The sequence below is a fragment of the Agromyces sp. NDB4Y10 genome, assembly GCF_001620055.1.
Lineage (GTDB): Bacteria > Actinomycetota > Actinomycetes > Actinomycetales > Microbacteriaceae > Agromyces > Agromyces indicus.
On sequence record NZ_LQGY01000056.1, the window covers coordinates 66701 to 83919 of the forward strand.

General features: G+C 71.7%; 19 protein-coding genes. 9 read left to right on the plus strand and 10 right to left on the minus strand.

Annotation, left to right across the window (positions count from 1 at the left end):
* Positions 1 to 53 precede the first annotated feature (53 nt).
* Together AVP42_RS13685 and AVP42_RS13690 are read left to right on the plus strand one after the other, a co-directional pair.
* Positions 54 to 620, plus strand: a complete 567-nt coding sequence (locus AVP42_RS13685) for a LemA family protein (RefSeq protein WP_067949973.1) — start codon at positions 54 to 56, stop codon at positions 618 to 620.
* Positions 621 to 623: 3 nt separating this feature from the next.
* Positions 624 to 1496, plus strand: a complete 873-nt coding sequence (locus tag AVP42_RS13690) for a M48 family metalloprotease (RefSeq protein ID WP_067949974.1) — start codon at positions 624 to 626, stop codon at positions 1494 to 1496.
* A gap of 4 nt (positions 1497 to 1500) precedes the next feature.
* On the opposite strand, the gene AVP42_RS13695 is transcribed toward AVP42_RS13690, so the two are convergent.
* Complete coding sequence (locus AVP42_RS13695) at positions 1501 to 2712, minus strand: winged helix-turn-helix domain-containing protein (protein ID WP_067949976.1); 1212 nt, start codon at positions 2710 to 2712, stop codon at positions 1501 to 1503.
* A 72-nt stretch (positions 2713 to 2784) separates the two neighbouring features.
* Here AVP42_RS13695 and AVP42_RS13700 point away from each other — a divergent pair, with 72 nt between their 5' ends.
* Both AVP42_RS13700 and ilvA read left to right on the plus strand, forming a co-directional pair.
* Complete coding sequence (locus tag AVP42_RS13700; RefSeq protein WP_082847281.1) at positions 2785 to 3999, plus strand: AI-2E family transporter; 1215 nt, start codon at positions 2785 to 2787, stop codon at positions 3997 to 3999.
* A 1-nt stretch (position 4000) separates the two neighbouring features.
* The gene (gene ilvA / locus AVP42_RS13705; RefSeq protein ID WP_082847282.1) at positions 4001 to 5299 is read left to right on the plus strand and encodes a threonine ammonia-lyase; all 1299 of its coding nucleotides are present in this window, start codon (positions 4001 to 4003) and stop codon (positions 5297 to 5299) included.
* A 60-nt stretch (positions 5300 to 5359) separates the two neighbouring features.
* Here ilvA and greA read toward each other — a convergent pair whose 3' ends face one another.
* Positions 5360 to 5851, minus strand: coding sequence for a transcription elongation factor GreA (greA, locus tag AVP42_RS13710; RefSeq protein WP_067949979.1), 492 nt, complete (start codon positions 5849 to 5851; stop codon positions 5360 to 5362).
* Between the two features lie 60 nt (positions 5852 to 5911).
* Positions 5912 to 6412, minus strand: a complete 501-nt coding sequence (locus AVP42_RS13715; RefSeq protein WP_067949980.1) for a DUF4307 domain-containing protein — start codon at positions 6410 to 6412, stop codon at positions 5912 to 5914.
* Between the two features lie 71 nt (positions 6413 to 6483).
* On the opposite strand from AVP42_RS13715, the gene AVP42_RS13720 reads away from it, so the two are divergent.
* Positions 6484 to 6783 (plus strand): hypothetical protein, encoded by a 300-nt coding sequence (locus tag AVP42_RS13720; RefSeq protein ID WP_067949982.1) that lies wholly within the window; start codon positions 6484 to 6486, stop codon positions 6781 to 6783.
* Between the two features lie 22 nt (positions 6784 to 6805).
* On the opposite strand, the gene AVP42_RS13725 is transcribed toward AVP42_RS13720, so the two are convergent.
* Positions 6806 to 7606, minus strand: coding sequence for a hemolysin III family protein (locus AVP42_RS13725; RefSeq protein WP_082847284.1), 801 nt, complete (start codon positions 7604 to 7606; stop codon positions 6806 to 6808).
* Positions 7607 to 7680: 74 nt separating this feature from the next.
* Here AVP42_RS13725 and AVP42_RS13730 point away from each other — a divergent pair, with 74 nt between their 5' ends.
* From AVP42_RS13730 to AVP42_RS13740, 3 genes are all read left to right on the plus strand, one after another.
* On the plus strand, positions 7681 to 8466 hold the full coding sequence (locus tag AVP42_RS13730; protein ID WP_067949985.1) for an isoprenyl transferase: 786 nt from the start codon (positions 7681 to 7683) through the stop codon (positions 8464 to 8466).
* 55 nt (positions 8467 to 8521) lie between these two features.
* The gene (locus AVP42_RS13735) at positions 8522 to 9640 is read left to right on the plus strand and encodes an aminotransferase class V-fold PLP-dependent enzyme (protein ID WP_231878634.1); all 1119 of its coding nucleotides are present in this window, start codon (positions 8522 to 8524) and stop codon (positions 9638 to 9640) included.
* Between the two features lie 275 nt (positions 9641 to 9915).
* Complete coding sequence (locus AVP42_RS13740) at positions 9916 to 11229, plus strand: PhoH family protein (protein ID WP_067950010.1); 1314 nt, start codon at positions 9916 to 9918, stop codon at positions 11227 to 11229.
* Positions 11230 to 11313: 84 nt separating this feature from the next.
* On the opposite strand, the gene AVP42_RS13745 is transcribed toward AVP42_RS13740, so the two are convergent.
* The 5 genes from AVP42_RS13745 to xseA form a co-directional block, all read right to left on the minus strand.
* Positions 11314 to 12729 carry an aspartate ammonia-lyase gene (locus AVP42_RS13745; protein ID WP_082847285.1) on the minus strand — a complete coding sequence of 472 codons (1416 nt, stop codon included), beginning with the start codon at positions 12727 to 12729 and terminating at the stop codon, positions 11314 to 11316.
* A gap of 77 nt (positions 12730 to 12806) precedes the next feature.
* Complete coding sequence (locus tag AVP42_RS13750) at positions 12807 to 13460, minus strand: carbonic anhydrase (RefSeq protein ID WP_231878635.1); 654 nt, start codon at positions 13458 to 13460, stop codon at positions 12807 to 12809.
* A gap of 11 nt (positions 13461 to 13471) precedes the next feature.
* Positions 13472 to 14113: a DUF4245 family protein gene (locus AVP42_RS13755; RefSeq protein WP_067949988.1), complete on the minus strand. Its 642-nt coding sequence runs from the start codon at positions 14111 to 14113 to the stop codon at positions 13472 to 13474.
* Entirely contained in the window at positions 14113 to 14358 is a 246-nt protein-coding gene (locus AVP42_RS13760) for an exodeoxyribonuclease VII small subunit (protein WP_157356849.1), read from the minus strand. Before AVP42_RS13760 ends, AVP42_RS13755 begins: the two co-directional genes overlap by 1 nt.
* Before the next feature lie 10 nt (positions 14359 to 14368).
* The gene (gene xseA / locus AVP42_RS13765) at positions 14369 to 15592 is read right to left on the minus strand and encodes an exodeoxyribonuclease VII large subunit (RefSeq protein ID WP_067949992.1); all 1224 of its coding nucleotides are present in this window, start codon (positions 15590 to 15592) and stop codon (positions 14369 to 14371) included.
* Positions 15593 to 15678: 86 nt separating this feature from the next.
* On the opposite strand from xseA, the gene AVP42_RS13770 reads away from it, so the two are divergent.
* Positions 15679 to 16725: a 4-hydroxy-3-methylbut-2-enyl diphosphate reductase gene (locus tag AVP42_RS13770; RefSeq protein WP_067950015.1), complete on the plus strand. Its 1047-nt coding sequence runs from the start codon at positions 15679 to 15681 to the stop codon at positions 16723 to 16725.
* A 39-nt stretch (positions 16726 to 16764) separates the two neighbouring features.
* Here AVP42_RS13770 and AVP42_RS16765 read toward each other — a convergent pair.
* Positions 16765 to 17219 (minus strand): DUF6264 family protein (locus AVP42_RS16765; protein ID WP_197467031.1); only part of this gene is annotated, 455 nt, incomplete at its 5' end.

The following is a 17219-nucleotide window of genomic DNA, read 5'->3' on the forward strand; positions in this document are numbered from 1 at the left end:
TGCGGCGTAGGATGGCCGTACCCGATCGTCGCCGAAGCTCAGGAGTCCTCGCCATGGAATGGCTGATCCCGCTCATCATCGTCGTCGTCCTGGTGCTGGTGATCGGCATCTACCTGTGGGCCACCTACAACTCGCTCGTCACCCTGAACGTGCGCGTCGATGAGGCGTGGAGCGACATCACGGTGCAGCTGAAGCGACGGGCCGACCTGATCCCGAACCTCATCGAGGCGGTCAAGGGCTACGCCGCGCACGAGAAGGCGGTCTTCGAGAACGTCACGCGCGCCCGCGCCGAGACCCTGCAGGCGCAGGGTCCCGCCGAGGCCGGTGCCGCCGAGAACCATATGCAGCAGGCGCTGAAGTCGATCTTCGCCGTGGCCGAGGCGTACCCGCAGCTGCAGGCGAGCCAGAACTTCCTGCAGCTGCAGTCCGAGCTCGTCGACACCGAGGACAAGATCCAGGCGTCGCGCCGGTTCTACAACGGCGGCGTGCGCGAGCTCAACACGAAGATCAAGGTGTTCCCGAACACCCTGTTCGTGCGCAGCCTCGGCTTCCACGAGCGCGAGTTCTTCGAGGTCACCGAGCCGGCGGCCATCGCAGAGCCGCCGCGCGTGCAGTTCTAGCCGATGTATCGAGCGATCGCCCGGAACAAGCGCAACACCGTCTTCACGATCCTGCTGTTCCTCGCCATCGTCGGCGGGCTGGGCTACCTGGCGTCGGTGATCTACGGCGACCTCACCATCGTCGTCATCACGCTCGTGATCGCGACCGCGTACGCGCTCTTCCAGTACTACACGGCCGACCGTCAGGCGCTGTCGATGTCGGGCGCCGTCGAGATCCACGGCGTCCGCGACCACCCGCGGCTGTGGCGCACCGTCGAGAACCTGTCGATCACCACGGGCACGCCGATGCCGCGCGTCTTCGTGATCTCCGACCCCGCGCCGAACGCGTTCGCGACGGGGCGCGACCCGCAGCATGCGGTCGTCGCGGCGACCACCGGACTCCTCGAGCTCATGGACGACTCCGAGCTCGAGGGCGTCATGGCGCACGAGCTCGGCCACGTCCGCAATTACGACATCCGGCTCTCGATGGTCGTGTTCGGCCTCGTCGTGGCGATCGGGTTCATCTCCGACCTGTTCCTGCGCATGGCGTTCTTCGGTCGCAACAACAACGGCAATCCCGTCGTGCTCGTCTTCGGGCTGGTCGCGATGCTCATCGCGCCCCTCGTGGCGAGCCTCGTACAGCTGGCGGTCTCGCGGCAGCGCGAGTACCTGGCGGATGCCACGGGGGCCATGACCACGCGGCATCCCGACGCGCTCGCGCGCGCCCTGCTCAAGCTCGAGGCGCACGGGCGGCCCATGCAGCGCCAGAACACGTCCATGGCCCACCTGTGGATCGCCGATCCGCTGAAGCCGGGCGTCGTCGACCGGCTGTTCGCGACGCACCCGCCGATCCAGGAGCGCGTGCGGCGGCTGCACGAGATGGGGCGGAGCTTCTAGCCGCTCACGCTGCCGCGAGCGCCGAGGCGATCGCGGGGGAGAGGTCGCCCCGGCCGGCGACGACGATCTCGCCGAGGCCCTGCCAGTCGGCGGCGCGGCGCAACTCCGGCACGAGGCGCTCGGCGGTCCCGGCGGGGGCGTGGGGTTCGGCCCACGCCGACTGCACCCGGAGCACGCCCGCCGCCCGGTCGCTCTTGAGGTCGACCCGCGCGACGACGGCGTCGTCGATCACGACGGGCAGGGAGTAGTACCCGAAGCGTCGCTGCGGCTCGGGGGTGTAGATCTCGATGCGGTAGTGGAAGTCGAAGAGGCGCTCGGCCCGCGGCCGGAACCACACCACCGGGTCGAACGGCGAGAGCAGCGCGGCCGCCTCGATCCGGCGGGGTCGCCGGGCGTCGCGGTGCAGCCACGCCGGTGCGGGCCTGGAGCCCGTGGTCCAGCCGGGCACCTCGACGGGCAGGAGCACGCCGGCGTCGACCAGGTCGGCGACGGCGGGACGGACCTGGGCGGACTTCATGCGCCAGTAGTCGGCGAGATCGGCGGCCGTGGCGATGCCGAGCGCGGATGCCGCCCGCTCGACCAGGGTGCGGACCTGGTCGGCCCCGGCGGGGGCGGCGTCGAGCAGGGCGGGATCGAGGGCCTGCTCGGGGAGCGCGTACACGCGCTCGAAGCGGCGTCGGTCGACGCACACGACCTCGCCCGTGCGGAACATCCACTCGAGGGTGCGCTTCACGTCGGACCACCCCCACCACGGCCCGCGGCGCTCGTTGGCGTCGTGCTCGATCGCGCTCGCGGGCATCGGACCGTTCGCGGCGAGCTCGGCTCGCAGCCAGTCGGCCAGGCGCCGGTTCTCGGAGAGCCATCCGCCCCACTCGGACGTGCCGCTGCGGCGGTACTCCTCGCGACGGAACTCGAACATGGGCCACAGCTCGCGGGGGATGAACGCCGCCTGGTGCGCCCAGTACTCGACGAGGCGGCCACGCCGCCCCCAGGCGAGCCGGTCGAGTGCGGCCCGGTCGTATCCGCCGATGCGGCTGAACGCGGGCAGGTAGTGGCTGCGCTCGAACACGTTCACCGAGTCGATCTGGAGCAGGCCGAGCCGATCGACCACGCCACCGAGCGCCCTCGCGCCCGGGGCGGCCGGGATCGGACGGCCGAAGCCCTGGGCGGCGAGTGCGATGCGACGGGCGAGGGCGGGACTGACGACGTCGACCATGGTGCGTCGACCCTACCGGCCGCCTGCGACATACGGCGGAACCCCCCGGGGAGCGGAGCCTAGACTTACCCCATGGCGGATGCCAAGGGGACCTCGCGCGCTCGGCGCGCGATCGCACGCCGCACGTCCGTGCCCGAGACGGCGGCGCAGCCGTCGCGCGACGCGGCCGAGTCCGTGCCGTACGGCATGCGCGTCGCCGCGGCGTGGTCGTGGCGGCTCCTGCTCGTCGGCGGCGTGCTCGCCGTGGTGGTGTTCCTCATCATCCAGCTCCGCTTCGTCATCGTGCCGGTGCTCGTGGCCGTGCTGCTCTCCGCGCTGCTCGTGCCCTTCTCCCAGTTCCTCCAACGGCACCGGTGGCCGAAGTGGCTCGCGGTGACCGCGGCCATGCTCACCACCCTCGCCGCCGTCGCCGGACTGCTGACGCTCGGCATCTCGCAGATCGTCCGCGGTTCCGGCGACCTCGCCGCCCAGACCGTGATCGCGTGGGAGGACTTCCGCGCGTGGCTGCTCGAGGGGCCGCTGCACATCACGCCGCAGCAGTTCGACGACTGGGTCGACGAGATCGTCACCTCCGCGCAGGAGAACAGCAGCGTTCTCGTCAGCGGCGCGCTGTCGGTCGGGTCCTCGGTCGGTCACTTCCTCGCGGGGCTGCTGCTCGCGCTGTTCGCGACCCTGTTCATCCTCATCGACGGCCGGTTCATCTGGAACTGGATTGTGGGGATCTTCCCGCAGCGCGCCCGCGCGGCGATCGACGGCAGCGGCCGGGTCGGATGGGCCACGCTGCAGAACTTCGTGAAGGTGCAGATCCTCGTCGCGACGATCGACGCCGTCGGCATCGGGCTCGGCGCGCTGCTGCTCGGCGTCCCGCTCGCGATCCCCATCGCGATCCTCGTGTTCCTCGGCTCATTCGTCCCGATCGTCGGTGCGGTCGTGACCGGCGCACTCGCCGTGTTCGTTGCCCTCGTCTACAACGGATGGGGCATCGCGCTGGCCATGCTCGGCGTGGTGCTGCTCGTGCAGCAGGTCGAGGGCCACGTGCTCCAGCCGCTCATCATGGGCACGGCGGTGAAGGTCCACCCGCTCGGCGTGGTCATCGCCGTGACCACGGGGTCGCTGCTGGCCGGCATCCCCGGCGCGCTGTTCGCCGTGCCCGTGGCGGCGGTGCTCAACGTGATGATCCTCTACATCGCCGGCGGCACGTGGAAGCAGGCGGAACCGCCGGAACCCACCGAGACGAAGTCGCCGCTGTGGCGCACGGTGCCCCAACGACCCGGATACGGACGGTGACATGAACCACGCCATCGACGCCCGCACGACCGACGCTCCGCCGGTCGCCCCGCCCTCGACCGGCGCCCCCGCCTGGCCGGGCCCGGACCTCGCCGGGTTCGAGGCCGCGCAGCGGATCGTGGCGCACGTCGCCCGGCGCACGCCCATGGAGTCCTCGCGCTACCTCGCCGCGCTCGCCGGGGTGCCGGTGCACCTGAAGTGCGAGAACCTGCAGCGCACGGGCTCGTACAAGCTGCGCGGCGCGTTCAACCGGATGTCGGCGCTCACGGACGACGAGCGCGCGCTCGGCGTCGTCGCCGCGTCCGCGGGCAACCACGCGCAGGGCGTCGCGTACGCGGCCCGCGAGCTCGGCATCCGCGCCACGATCTTCATGCCCGTCGGCGTCGCGCTGCCGAAGCTCGAGGCGACCCGGGCGTACGGCGCCGACGTCGTGCTGCGGGGCGACTCGGTGGGCGAGACGCTCGAGGCCGCAGCCCGGTTCGCGGAGGAGACCGGTGCGGTGCTCATCCCGCCGTTCGACCACGCCGACGTGATCGCCGGGCAGGGCACGCTCGGGCTCGAGATCCTCGAGCAGGCCCCGGATGCCACGACGATCGTCGTGCCCATCGGCGGCGGTGGCCTGGCCGCCGGGATCGCGAGCGCCGCCAAGCAGCGGGCTGCCGCGCTCGGGCGCACGGTCCGGGTCATCGGGGTGCAGGCCGAGAACGCCTCGCCGTACCCGCCCTCGCTCGTCGCGGGGGAGCCGACGACCGTGCCGGTCGTGCCGACCATCGCCGACGGCATCGCCGTGTACCGGCCGGGCGAGCTGAACTTCGACATCATCCGTCACGCGGTCGACGAGGTCGTCACCGTCACCGAGGACGACATCGCCCGGGCGCTGCTCGTGCTGCTCGAGCGCGCGAAGCTCGTCGTCGAGCCGGCCGGCGCGGTCGGCGTCGCCGCACTCATGACCGGCGCGGTGCGCCCCGACGGCCCGACGGTGGTCGTGCTCTCGGGCGGCAACATCGACCCGCTCCTGATGCAGCGCGTGATCGCGCACGGTCTCGCGGCATCCGACCGCTACCTCACCCTGCGCATCGGGCTGCCCGACCGACCGGGTCAGCTCGCGCGCATCGCCGAACTCGTCGCACGCGCGAACGCCAACGTCGTCGAGGTGCTCCACACGCGCCACGGCGCCGGCATGCAGATCTCCGAGGTGGCGCTCCAGCTCTCGGTCGAGACGCGCGGTCCGGAGCATCGGGCCGAGGTCGTCGACGTGCTGCGACGCGCCGGCTACGAGCCCGAGGTCATCGAGGAATGAGCGAGGGGCGGATGCCGCGCTGCATGCGCCGCCTCCGCCCCTCGAAGCTCGTGCTCGGGCCTACTGCCCGCCCCAGGTCTCGACCTTGCGGATCTCGACCGGGATCTCGCGCCCGTTGGGCGCCGTGTACGACGTCGACTCGCCGACCTTGAGGCCGAGGATCGCCGCGCCGAGCGGCGACTGCTCGCTGAAGACGTCGAGCTCGGAGTCGCCCGCGATCTCGCGGCTGCCGATGAGGAAGCGCTCCTCGTCGCCGGCGACGACGGCCGTGATGACCGTGCCCGACTCGACGACGCCGCTCGACTGGGGCGCCTCGCCGACCTCGGCGGTGCGCAGCAGCTCGGTGAGCTGGCGGATGCGGGCCTCCTGCTTGCCCTGCTCGTCCTTCGCGGCGTGGTACCCGCCGTTCTCCTTGAGGTCGCCCTCTTCACGTGCGGCCTCGATGCGCTTCGCGATCTCCTCGCGGCCGGTGGTGGAGAGGTGCTCGAGCTCGGCGGCGAGCCGGTCGTAGGCCTCCTGGGTGAGCCAGGTGACGGTTGCCTCCTGCGCCATGGTGCACACTCCCGTGTATAGACGTGACGCCCCGGCGGATGCCGGAGCGAATCTCCTATGTTAGATCAGCCAGCAGGTCGAGACCAAACCCGTGTTGGGCTCGAGCGCGGTGCGCACGGTCTCGGTGAAGGTGCGCAGCGGCCGCTCGGAGGCCGGGATCTCGACGACCTTCCAGCCCACGATGGTGAAGTCCTCGTTGAAGGCCTGCACGATGCACGCGGTCTCGTTGCCCGCCGGCACCGAGAGCCGCCAGGTCACCTCGACGGCGTGGTCGTCGATCAGCCGGTGCCCGAGGTCGGTCGCCTGCACCTGCGGACGGCTGCCGTCGAGACCCGCCCAGACCACCCAGGCGACGAGCACCACGGCGAACGCGAGCGCGGCGCCGCCGAGCAGCCACCGTTCGCGGCGTCGGCGCTCCGGCGTGCGCCCGTAGCGGTCGGCGAGCTGGCTCGCCTCGCCGGGCCCGCGGACCTCGTCGGACGACCGTGCGGCGCCGTCGAGTGCGGCATCCTCGGCCGCCGCATCGATCGCGGCGGCATCGGCGGACTCGCGTGGGGGCACCGCCCGGCTCCTTCCCGGTTCGATCGTCTAGGCTTCAAGCAAGCCTACGCCCCGCCCCTGAAGGGATCCCGATGCCCGTCGCGTCCGCCGTCACCGCGCTGCTCGCCGTCGCCGCGGAGGAGGAGTTCGACCCGAACGACGTGACGCCGGGCGTCGAGGGCTTCGTCATCACCTTCATCGTGATGGCGGTCGTGCTGCTGCTCGTGCTCGACATGGTCCGCCGCATCCGCCGCGTCAACTACCGCGCCGAGGCGCGCGAACGACTCGACGCCGAGGAGCGCGCCGCCGCCGGGGGCGACGGCTCGGGAGCGCCGACGGAGCGACCGGGCGGCGACGCGGCATCCGACCTGCCCCCCTCGAAGCCCGAGTAGCGCCGAGCGGCGCCACCCGGTCTCAGCCGAGGTGGTAGACGGGGTTCAGGGCGATGATCAGCGTCGCGGTCCAGTGGCACATGAACGCGAGCACCGTGCAGACGTGGAAGATCTCGTGGAAGCCGAAGTGGCCGGGCCACGGGTTTGGCCGCTTCATGCCGTAGATGACGGCACCGACCGTGTAGAGCACGCCGCCGACGATGACGAGCACCATCATCGCCACGCTCGCCTCGAGGAGGTCGCCGAGGTACATCACGGCGGCCCAGCCGAGCAGCAGGTACAGCGGCACGTACAGCCAGCGCGGGGCGTGGATCCAGAACACCCGGAACCCGATGCCGAGCAGCGCGCCGCCCCAGACGATCGCGAGCAGGAGCCAGCCCTTGTCCGGCGGCAGGGCGAGGATCGCCAGCGGCGTGTACGTTCCCGCGATCAGCAGGAAGATGTTGGCGTGGTCGACGCGCTTGAGGATCACCTTGGTCCGCGGCGACCAGTCGAATCGGTGGTAGAGGGCCGAGAGGCCGAACAGCAGCATCGAGGTGAGGGTGAACACCGCCGACGCCCACTTCGCCCACGCTCCCTCGGCGAGGACGATGAGCACGATGCCCGCGGCGATGGTGAGCGGGAAGGTGCCGGCGTGGATCCAGCCACGCCAGGTCGGCTTCACGTCGGTCGGGCGTTCGGGCGACGCGTCGATCAGCGGGAGGTTCGGCAGGTCGGGGCCGCGGCGATCGTCGACGGCGACCGCGGCGTCGGCCGGGTCGAGCTGGGACTCGGGGCGCTTGAGGTGCTCGCCGACGTCCTCGGGTTCGCTCGCGGGGGTCATGTCCACAGCGTAGGGGCGCGCGCATCACGGGATGCTGTGAGTGACCGGCTTCGGCGGGGGAGTACCGTAGTCGGGTGCAGACGAGCGATCATCACCTCGGTCGCGGGCTCCTCTACCGGCTCTACCAGAACCGGCTCCGGCGCGAGCTCGACCAGGCAGAACTGCCGCGCCACGTGGCCATGATCATCGACGGCAACCGGCGCTGGGCCAAGCAGCTGGGGTACGAGACCGCCGCGCACGGCCACCGCGCCGGGGCGGCGAAGATGCGCGAGTTCCTCGAGTGGTGCGACGACCTGGGCGTGAAGGTCGTGACCCTGTATCTCCTGTCGAGCGACAACCTCGGCAACCGCACCTCCGGCGAGCTCGAGGACCTCATCGAGATCATCGCCGACCTCGCCGAGGAGCTCAGCCACTACCGCGACTGGCGCGTGCAGCACGTCGGCAGCGACGCGGGCCTGCCCGAGCCCCTGGTGGCGGCCCTCGATGCGGCCGAGCAGCGGACCGCCGGCAAGGCCGGCCTGCACGTGAACCTCGCCGTCGGCTACGGCGGCCGACGCGAGATCACCGACGCGATGCGCTCCATCGTCGCCTCGCACCACGCGGAGGGTCGCAGCCTCGAGGACCTCGCCGAGTCGCTCACCCCCGACCTCATCGGGGAGCACCTCTACACGGGCGGGCAACCCGACCCCGACCTCGTCATCCGCACGTCGGGCGAGCAGCGCCTCAGCGACTTCATGCTCTGGCAGGCGGCGCACAGCGAGTTCTACTTCGTCGAGGCGCTCGGTCCCGACCTCCGGCAGGTCGACTTCCTGCGCGCGCTCCGCGACTACACCAAGCGGCACCGGCGGTTCGGAGGGTGATCATTCCGCCGCGGGCATGTCAGGATATGCCTCGGAGAAGGGGGCGCTGAGCCGAGTGACCATCGACGATTACCTCGCCGGCTTCACCGAGGAGCCCGGGTACCTCGACTACGGCCGGGTCGGCCCGCTCACGCGGGTCGCGGCCGAGGAGACCTACGCCTTCACGCACGTCCTCGAACGTGCGCGCTACGGCAGCCTCGACGCGCTGCGCCAGCAGGACGAACGGCTCCGCGAGGCGGCATCCGCACTCACCGGCTTCACGCCGGACCAGGTCGTCGCCGTGCCGAACACGACCACCGGCCTGATGCACGCGATGTTCGGCCTCACCGGGACCGTGCTCCTCTCGCCCGGCGAGTTCCCCAGCCTCCCGATCGCCGCCGTCCGCGCGCAGGAGGCGCTGCACGCGGTGCAGCCCGCGTGGCTCGAGACCGATCACGGGAAGGTCACCCCCGGGCAGATCCGGGCGCAACTCGAATCCAACGTCGCCGCGGTCGCGGTGAGCCTCGTCGATTCGCGCACGGGCTACCTCTGCGACCTCGAGGGCATCCGCCAGGTGATCGGCGACCGGCTGCTCATCGTCGACGCCATCCAGGGCTTCGGCGTGGTCGACGCGCCCTGGCAGCTCGCCGACGTCGTCGTCACCGGCGGGCAGAAGTGGTGCCGCGCCGGCTGGGGCACCGGGTTCATGGCCGTGTCCGACCGTGCCCGGGAGCAGCTCACCCCCGTGTTCTCCGGCTACACCGGAACCGAGGAGCCCGAGGTGTGGGACGAGGTGCCGCCGCCCGCGTCCACGGCCCGGGCGTTCCGCGTCTCGAACCTCGACCCGATCGCCGCAGCCCGCTTCGCGGCCGCGATGGAGGAGATCGCCGGGGTCGGCGTCGACGCCGTCAACTCGCGGCTCGCCGAGAACGTGAGCCGGGTGATCGACCTTGCCGACGAGTTCGCGATCCCCGTCTCGTCGTCCCGCGACGAACGGGAGCGCGCGGGCATCGTGGTGCTCGAACCCGAACCCGAGCACATCACCGTGCTGTCGGCGTCGCTGCACAACCACGGCGTCACCGCGACCACGCGGCTCGGCAGCGTGCGACTGAGCGTCCATGCCGTGCTGTCGGAGGACACCGTCGAGATGCTCCGCGGGGCGTTCGTCTCGTTCAACACCGCCGCGACGTACTGACGCCCACGGGCGGCATCCGTCGCGCCGTCGACCGGCACGTGAACGGGGGATGTCGCGCCGCGTGTCGCTCACGAGGATGTCGGGCGTCGGACGTACCGTCGAGGCATCGGGCAAGTCGCCTGATCGAGTCGGCTCGTGAACCGCTCGTTGGAGGATCGCCGGCCGGCGCGTGAGCCGAGCGGAAGCTCGGGGCAGGAGCGGTCGTGACCTCTGTCGAACCCACCAAGCCCGTCGGATCGGTCGAGTCGGTCGCCGGTGCGGCGCCGTCGGATGCCGTGCCCGGCGGGATCTCGCAGGCGGAACGCACCTACGTGCTCGACACGTCGGTGCTGCTGTCCGACCCGCGAGCCCTGTTCCGATTCGCCGAACACGCCGTGGTGCTCCCCGTCGTGGTGATCACCGAGCTCGAGGCGAAGCGGAACGACCCCGAGATCGGCTTCTTCGCCCGCAAGGCGCTGCGCATCCTCGACGATCTCCGCGTCGAGCACGAACGGCTCGACTTCCCGATCCCGGTCGGCGACGACGGCGGGTCGCTCCGCGTCGAGCTCAACCACTCGAGCATGTCGGTGCTGCCGAGCGGCCTCCAGCTGAACGACAACGACTCGCGCATCCTGGCGTGCGCGATGAACCTCTCGAACGACGGGCTCGCGGTCACGGTCGTCTCGAAGGACCTCCCGCTGCGCGTGAAGGCGGCCTCGGTGGGCCTCGACGCGCAGGAGTACCGCGCGGAGCTCGCGGTCGACTCCGGCTGGACGGGCATGGCGGAGCTGGCGCTCGGCTCGAACGACATGGCGAAGCTGTACGAGCACGACGCGATCACGACGAGCGAGGTCGAGGGCATGCCGGTCAACACCGGCCTGGTCATCCACTCCGAGCGCGGCTCGGCCCTCGGCCGCGTGGTGGGCGAGCACGAGGTGCGGCTGGTGCGCGGCGACCGCGAGGTGTTCGGCGTGCACGGGCGCTCGGCCGAGCAGCGCCTCGCGATCGACCTGCTCCTCGACCAGGAGATCGGGATCCTCTCGCTCGGCGGCAGGGCGGGCACGGGCAAGTCGGCGCTGGCCCTGTGCGCCGGGCTCGAAGCCGTGCTCGAACGGCAGCAGCACAAGAAGATCATGGTCTTCCGGCCGCTGTACGCGGTGGGCGGGCAGGAACTCGGGTACCTGCCGGGCGACCAGGGCGAGAAGATGAACCCCTGGGCGCAGGCCGTGTTCGACACCCTCGGCGCCCTGGTCTCCGACAACGTGCTCGAGGAGGTCGTCGACCGCGGCATCCTCGAGGTGCTGCCCCTCACGCACATCCGAGGCCGTTCGCTGCACGACGCGTTCGTGATCGTCGATGAGGCGCAGTCGCTCGAACGCAACGTGCTGCTCACCGTGCTGAGCCGCATCGGGCAGAACTCGCGGGTGATCCTCACGCACGACGTCGCGCAGCGCGACAACCTGCGGGTCGGTCGGCACGACGGCGTCGCGAGCGTCATCGAGACGCTGAAGGGGCACCCGCTGTTCGCCCACATCACGCTGACCCGGTCCGAGCGGTCGGCGATCGCGGCACTCGTCTCCGAGATGCTCGACGGCGCCGAACTGGCGTAGTCGCCGCGACGCCGCGCGGACGCACGACGGCCCCGGAACCTCGGTTCCGGGGCCGTCGTGATGCAGCGGATGCCGCGGCCGGCGCTACTTCGCCTGGGGCGGACGCGTCATCGACAGCAGGTTCAGGGCCTCGTCGAGCTGCGCCTCGGTGAGGTCGCCGCGCTCGACGTGGCCGAGGTCGACGACGGCCTCGCGGACCGTGATGCCCTTGGCGACCGAGTGCTTCGCGATCTTCGCCGCGGCCTCGTAGCCGATGATCTTGTTGAGGGGCGTGACGATGGACGGCGACATGCCGGCCAGGGCGGTCGTGCGCTCCTCGTTGACCTGGAGGCCGTCGATCGTCTTGTCGGCCAGGACGCGCACCGAGTTCGACAGCAGGCGGATCGACTCGAGCAGCGCGGTGCCCATGACCGGGATCTGCACGTTCAGCTCGAACGAGCCCGACGCGCCCGCCCAGGCGACGGTGGCGTCGTTGCCCACGACGCGCGATGCGACCATGAGCACCGCCTCGGGGACGACCGGGTTGACCTTGCCCGGCATGATCGAGGACCCCGGCTGCAGGTCGGGGATGAACAGCTCGCCGAGGCCGGTGTTCGGGCCCGAGCCCATCCAGCGGAGGTCGTTGCAGATCTTGGTGAGGCTCACGGCGATCGTGCGGAGCGCGCCGGACGCCTCGACGAGCCCGTCGCGGTTGGCCTGCGCCTCGAAGTGGTCGGCCGCCTCGGTGATCGGCAGCTCGGTCTCCTGCTGGAGCAGCTCGATCACCAGCTGCGGGAACCCGGCCGGCGTGTTGATGCCCGTGCCGACGGCGGTGCCGCCGAGGGGGACCTCCGCGACCCGGGGCAGCGCCGAGCGCACGCGCTCGATGCCGAGGCGGACCTGACGGGCGTAGCCGCCGAACTCCTGGCCGAGCGTCACGGGCGTCGCGTCCATCAGGTGGGTGCGGCCGGCCTTGACGATGTCGGCCCACGCGTCGGCCTTCGCCTCGAGGGCCACGGCGAGGTGGTCGAGCGACGGGATGAGCTCGTCGATGAGCGCGGCGGTGACCGCGATGTGCACCGAGGTCGGGAAGACGTCGTTGGAGGACTGCGAGGCGTTGACGTGGTCGTTCGGGTGCACCGGGCTGCCGAGCTTCTCGGTCGCGATCGTCGCGAGCACCTCGTTCATGTTCATGTTCGAGGAGGTGCCCGAGCCGGTCTGGTACACGTCGACCGGGAAGTGCTCGGTGAAGGAGTGGCGACCGGCGATGACCTCGTCGGCCGCGTCGGCGATCGCCTGCGCGAGCTGCGCGTCGAGCACGCCGAGTCGCGCGTTCGCGAGCGCCGCGGACTTCTTGATGCGGGCGAGCGCCGCGATCTGGGCGGGCTCGAGGCCCGACCCGGAGATCGGGAAGTTCTCGACCGCCCGCTGCGTCTGCGCTCGGTACAGCGCCGACGCGGGGACCCGCACCTCGCCCATCGTGTCGTGTTCGATCCGGTAGTCGGCGGCGTTGTCCACCACGGTGTGTTCCCCTTCGATCTCGGGCGGTTTCGAGTTGCGGCAGCGGCGCGCGCAGCGAGCGGATGCCGCCGCCGGCGTCAGATGCGACCGACGACGATGTCGGTCTCGGCGCGGCCCTCGAGCAGGCGGTAGTTCGCGCCGACGATAGCCAGCGTACCGGCTGCGATCGCGTCGCTGATCACCTCGGATCGCTCGAGGAGCTCCGCCACGGTGTCGCGGAGGTGCTCGCGTCCGACGTAGGCGGCGTCGATCGCGCCCGGGTCGATCGTCCCCTCGGTGGAGCCGGCCACGCGGCGCACGGCGGGCACGATCCGCTCGACCACGGACTGGATGTGCGCCGGGAGCGGCGCGGCGTCCGCGCCCTGCGAGTCGATGGCGGCGCGGACGGCGCCGCACTGGTCGTGGCCGAGCACGAGGATCAGCGGCACGCCGAGGACGCCGACGGCGTACTCGAGGGAGCCGATCACGTCGTCGGAGGTCACCTGGCCGGCGTTGCGGACCACGAAGGCGTCGCCGAGTCCGACGTCGAAGATGATCTCGGCCGACAGCCGCGAGTCGCTGCAGCCGAAGATCGCCACGAGCGGGCGCTGGTGGTCGGCGAGTTCGGTTCGCCGATCGACGTCCTGACGGGGGTGCTGCGGGGTGCCGGCGATGAACCGCTGGTTGCCGGCGCGGAGCTCGCGCCACGTCTCGGCGGGGGAAGTGGGACGTGCGGGCACGGACTGGGTCACGGCCGTTCCTCTCAGCGCTGTGCGTCGACGGCCGGCGCGATCGCGCGGGCCAGGGTCTCGAATTCCTCCGGGGAGGCGGTGCCGAGCAGCACGAAGGTGCTGTCGCCGGCCTCGGTGACGAGGCCGTACCTCGCGTTGCCGACCTCGGCGGTGGTCTCGCGGTTGTCGTACACGGTCCATTCGACCCCGTCGATGGTCGTCACGCCCGTCGCGATCGTGTTGGCGAGCAGGTCGGCGGTCCACGTGGGGTTCGCATCGAGCCCTTGGTACATGCCCGCGTACTCGTCGCTCGGCGTCAGGTAGCCGGCGTACCAGGCGGTCACGCCGTCGGCGCGGTTGTCGCGCAGCTCGGCGGCGTTCGAACGCCACCCCTCGGGCAGCTCGGGCACCGCGAGCTGCGGCTCGATGCCGGCCTGCGCCTGCGCCGCGACGGCGGGCACGTCGATGTCGCGCTCGATCGGGACGTCGCTGCGCGGCACGATGAGCACGATGACGGCGACGACGGCGAGGCTCGCGAGGAGAGATCCGACGAGGTTGCGGACGGTCTGCCGCTGGCGTCGTCGCACCGCGTCGTCGGCCTTGCGCGCCGCCGTCTCCTCCGGCGTCTCGGGGCGGCCGAGCTCGGCCACCACGCGCGGCTCGCGTCTCGCCATCAGCCCTCGCCGCCGCGGGTCGACGAGTCGGATGCCGCGGCGCCGGCGCGCGCGGCGTCGAGCCGGGCCTTCGCGCCGACGAGCCACTCCTCGCAGCGCTGCGCGAGCGCCTCGCCGCGCTCCCAGAGCGCGAGCGACTCCTCGAGCGTGGCCGAGCCCTGCTCGAGCTCGGAGACGACGCGAACGAGCTCGTCGCGCGCCTGCTCGTAGCTCAGCTCGGCGACATCCGGGGGAGTGGTGGGCATGGACGGCATTCTATTCGCCGTCGCCGACAGCACCCCGAGATGTCGCGCCGAGACGGCCCTCGGCGAGCGTGATGCGCAGCGCCGTGCCCTCCGGCGCCTGGTCGGGCCGAGTGAGGACGCCGTCGTGCTCGCGCTGCACGATGGCGTAGCCGCGCTGCAGCGTCGCGAGCGGCGAGAGGGCCCGCAGCTGCGATCGCAGTTCCGCGACGCGCACGCCGGCGCGCTCGATCGCGCGTTCGGCCAGCTCCGTCCCGCGCGCCACCCACCTCGTCACGTCCTCGGCGCGGCGGTCGACGATCCAGCCCGGATCGGCGAGGGCCGGGCGGGATCGCAGGTGGCCCAGCCGGTCGATCTCGTGCGAGACGAGCGTCGTGACCCGCATGCGCAGGCGCGCGCGGGCCTGCTCGACCCGGATGAGCTCCTCGGCCACGTCGGGCACCACCCGCTTCGCCGCATCCGTCGGCGTCGACGCCCTGAGGTCCGCGACGTCGTCGAGGAGCGGGCGGTCGGCCTCGTGGCCGATCGCGCTCACGATGGGCGTGGTCGCCTCGGCCGCGGCCCGCACCACGCGCTCGTCGCTGAATCCGAGGAGGTTCTGGAAGTCGCCGCCGCCGCGCGCGACGATGATGACGTCGACCTCGGGGTCGGCGTCGAGCCGGCGGATCGCCGACACCACCTCGGGGCAGCAGCGCTCGCCCTGCACCGCCGCGTGGACGACGCGGAACTCGACCGCGGGCCACCGAAGCCTGGCGTTGCGGATCACGTCCTTCTCGGCGTCGCTGTCCTTGCCGGTGACCAGGCCGATCACGCCGGGCAGGAAGGGCAGCCGCTGCTTGCGGGCGGCGTCGAAGAGCCCCTCGGCCGCGAGCTGGGCGCGCAGCCGCTCGAGCCGCTCGAGCAGGTCGCCGAGCCCGACGTGGCGGAGGTCGAAGACCTGCATCGTGAGCGAGCCGCCCTTGACCCACCAGTTGGGCTTGACCAGCGCGACGACGTGGTCGCCGGCCTTGAACTGCTCGGTCAGCTTCGCCCGGGTCGACGACCAGATCGTGAAGGAGACGGTCGCCTCGGCCTCGAGGTCCTTGAGCTTGCCGTACACGTTGCCGGCCGACACCCCCCACTGCGTGACCTCGCCCTCGATCCACACCGTGCCAAGCCGGTCGAGGTACTCCTTGAGCTTGCCCGAGAGCACCGAGACGGGCCACGGCGTCTCGCGCGTCGTGGGGCCCTGCGCCATGCGGCCTCCCAGCCGCTCGTCATGTGGGGCCGCGTAGGATGGGCACCGTGACGAGCTTGACGGATGCCCCGCGAATCGACCTCGGCATGCCTCGGATCCCGAGCGTGCGCGGCCGGCTCAAGGATATCCCCGCCCAAGGACGCAAGCGGGTGCTGCTCGCAGCGCCGCGCGGCTACTGCGCGGGCGTCGACCGTGCGGTGATCGCCGTCGAGAAGGCGCTCGAGCACTACGGTGCGCCCGTCTACGTGCGCAAGCAGATCGTCCACAACATCCACGTGGTCACCGAGCTCGAGAAGCAGGGCGCGATCTTCGTCGAGGAGGTCGACGAGGTGCCCGAGGGCTCGCACGTCGTCTTCAGCGCGCACGGCGTCTCGCCCGCGGTCGTGAACTCCGCCGCCGAGCGCGGCCTGCACGCCATCGACGCCACCTGCCCGCTCGTCACCAAGGTGCACCGCGAGGCCGTGCGCTTCGCGCGCGACGACTTCGAGATCCTGCTCATCGGCCACGAGGGCCACGAGGAGGTCGAGGGCACCGCGGGTGAGGCACCCGACCACGTCACCCTCGTCAACAGCCCCGACGACGTGCCGAACATCGAGGTGCGCGACCCCGACAAGGTCGTGTGGCTCTCGCAGACCACGCTCTCCGTCGACGAGACGATGGAGACCGTGCGGCGCCTCCGCGAGCGGTTCCCGAACCTGCAGGACCCGCCGTCCGACGACATCTGCTACGCGACCCAGAACCGCCAGGTCGCCATCAAGAAGGTCGCGCGCGAGTCCGACGTCGTGATCGTCGTCGGCTCGGCGAATTCGTCGAACAGCGTCCGCCTCGTCGAGGTCGCCCTCGAGTACGGCGCGAAGCGCGCCTACCGGGTCGACTACTCGACCGAGATCCGTCAGGAGTGGCTGGAGGGGGCCGAGACCATCGGCGTCACGAGCGGCGCGTCCGTGCCCGAAGGGCTCGTCAAGGAGGTGCTCCTCGAGCTCGAGGACGCCGGCTACGGCGAGGTCGAGGAGGTCAAGACGGCCGAGGAGGACCTGATGTTCTCGCTGCCGAAGGAGCTCCGCAAGGACCTGCAGGGCAACCGCGACGCCCGCGCCCTCGGTGGCCGGGGTCGCCAGGCCGCCAACGCCTGAGCCCTCGCCGCAGGGCGACGCGGCGACGCGACCGGGCGGTCAGGCCCCCGGGCCCATGAGCACGCGAGCGTACTCCGGGTCGGAGAGCAGGATCTGCGCCATGAGCGCGTAGAACACCACGAACGCCAGCGCGCCCATCAGCAGCGGCACCCAGAACGCCAGGCGTCGCGCCCGCAGGCGCCGCAGCGACCAGGCCAGTGCGATGCCCCACAGCGCCAGCTGCAGGACCGTGCCCACGAGGATGAGCGTCGGCACCTGCACCCCGGGGACGAAGTCGCGCCCGGGAACCTCGGTGCCGAGCATCTCGGCCGTCTGCCGGAACGTCTCGGTCGCCACCGTCGGCAGCAGGTTCAGCAGGAGCGCGTTGTAGGCGGCGCCGAAGAGGCCGAGGACCAGCAGGATGACGGTCGCGATCGCGTCGCCGCGGCGGACGCCGCCGGCGGCGGCCGGCGCGGCGGGCCCCGGCGCTGCGGGGGCGACGGAGGCCGCGCCAT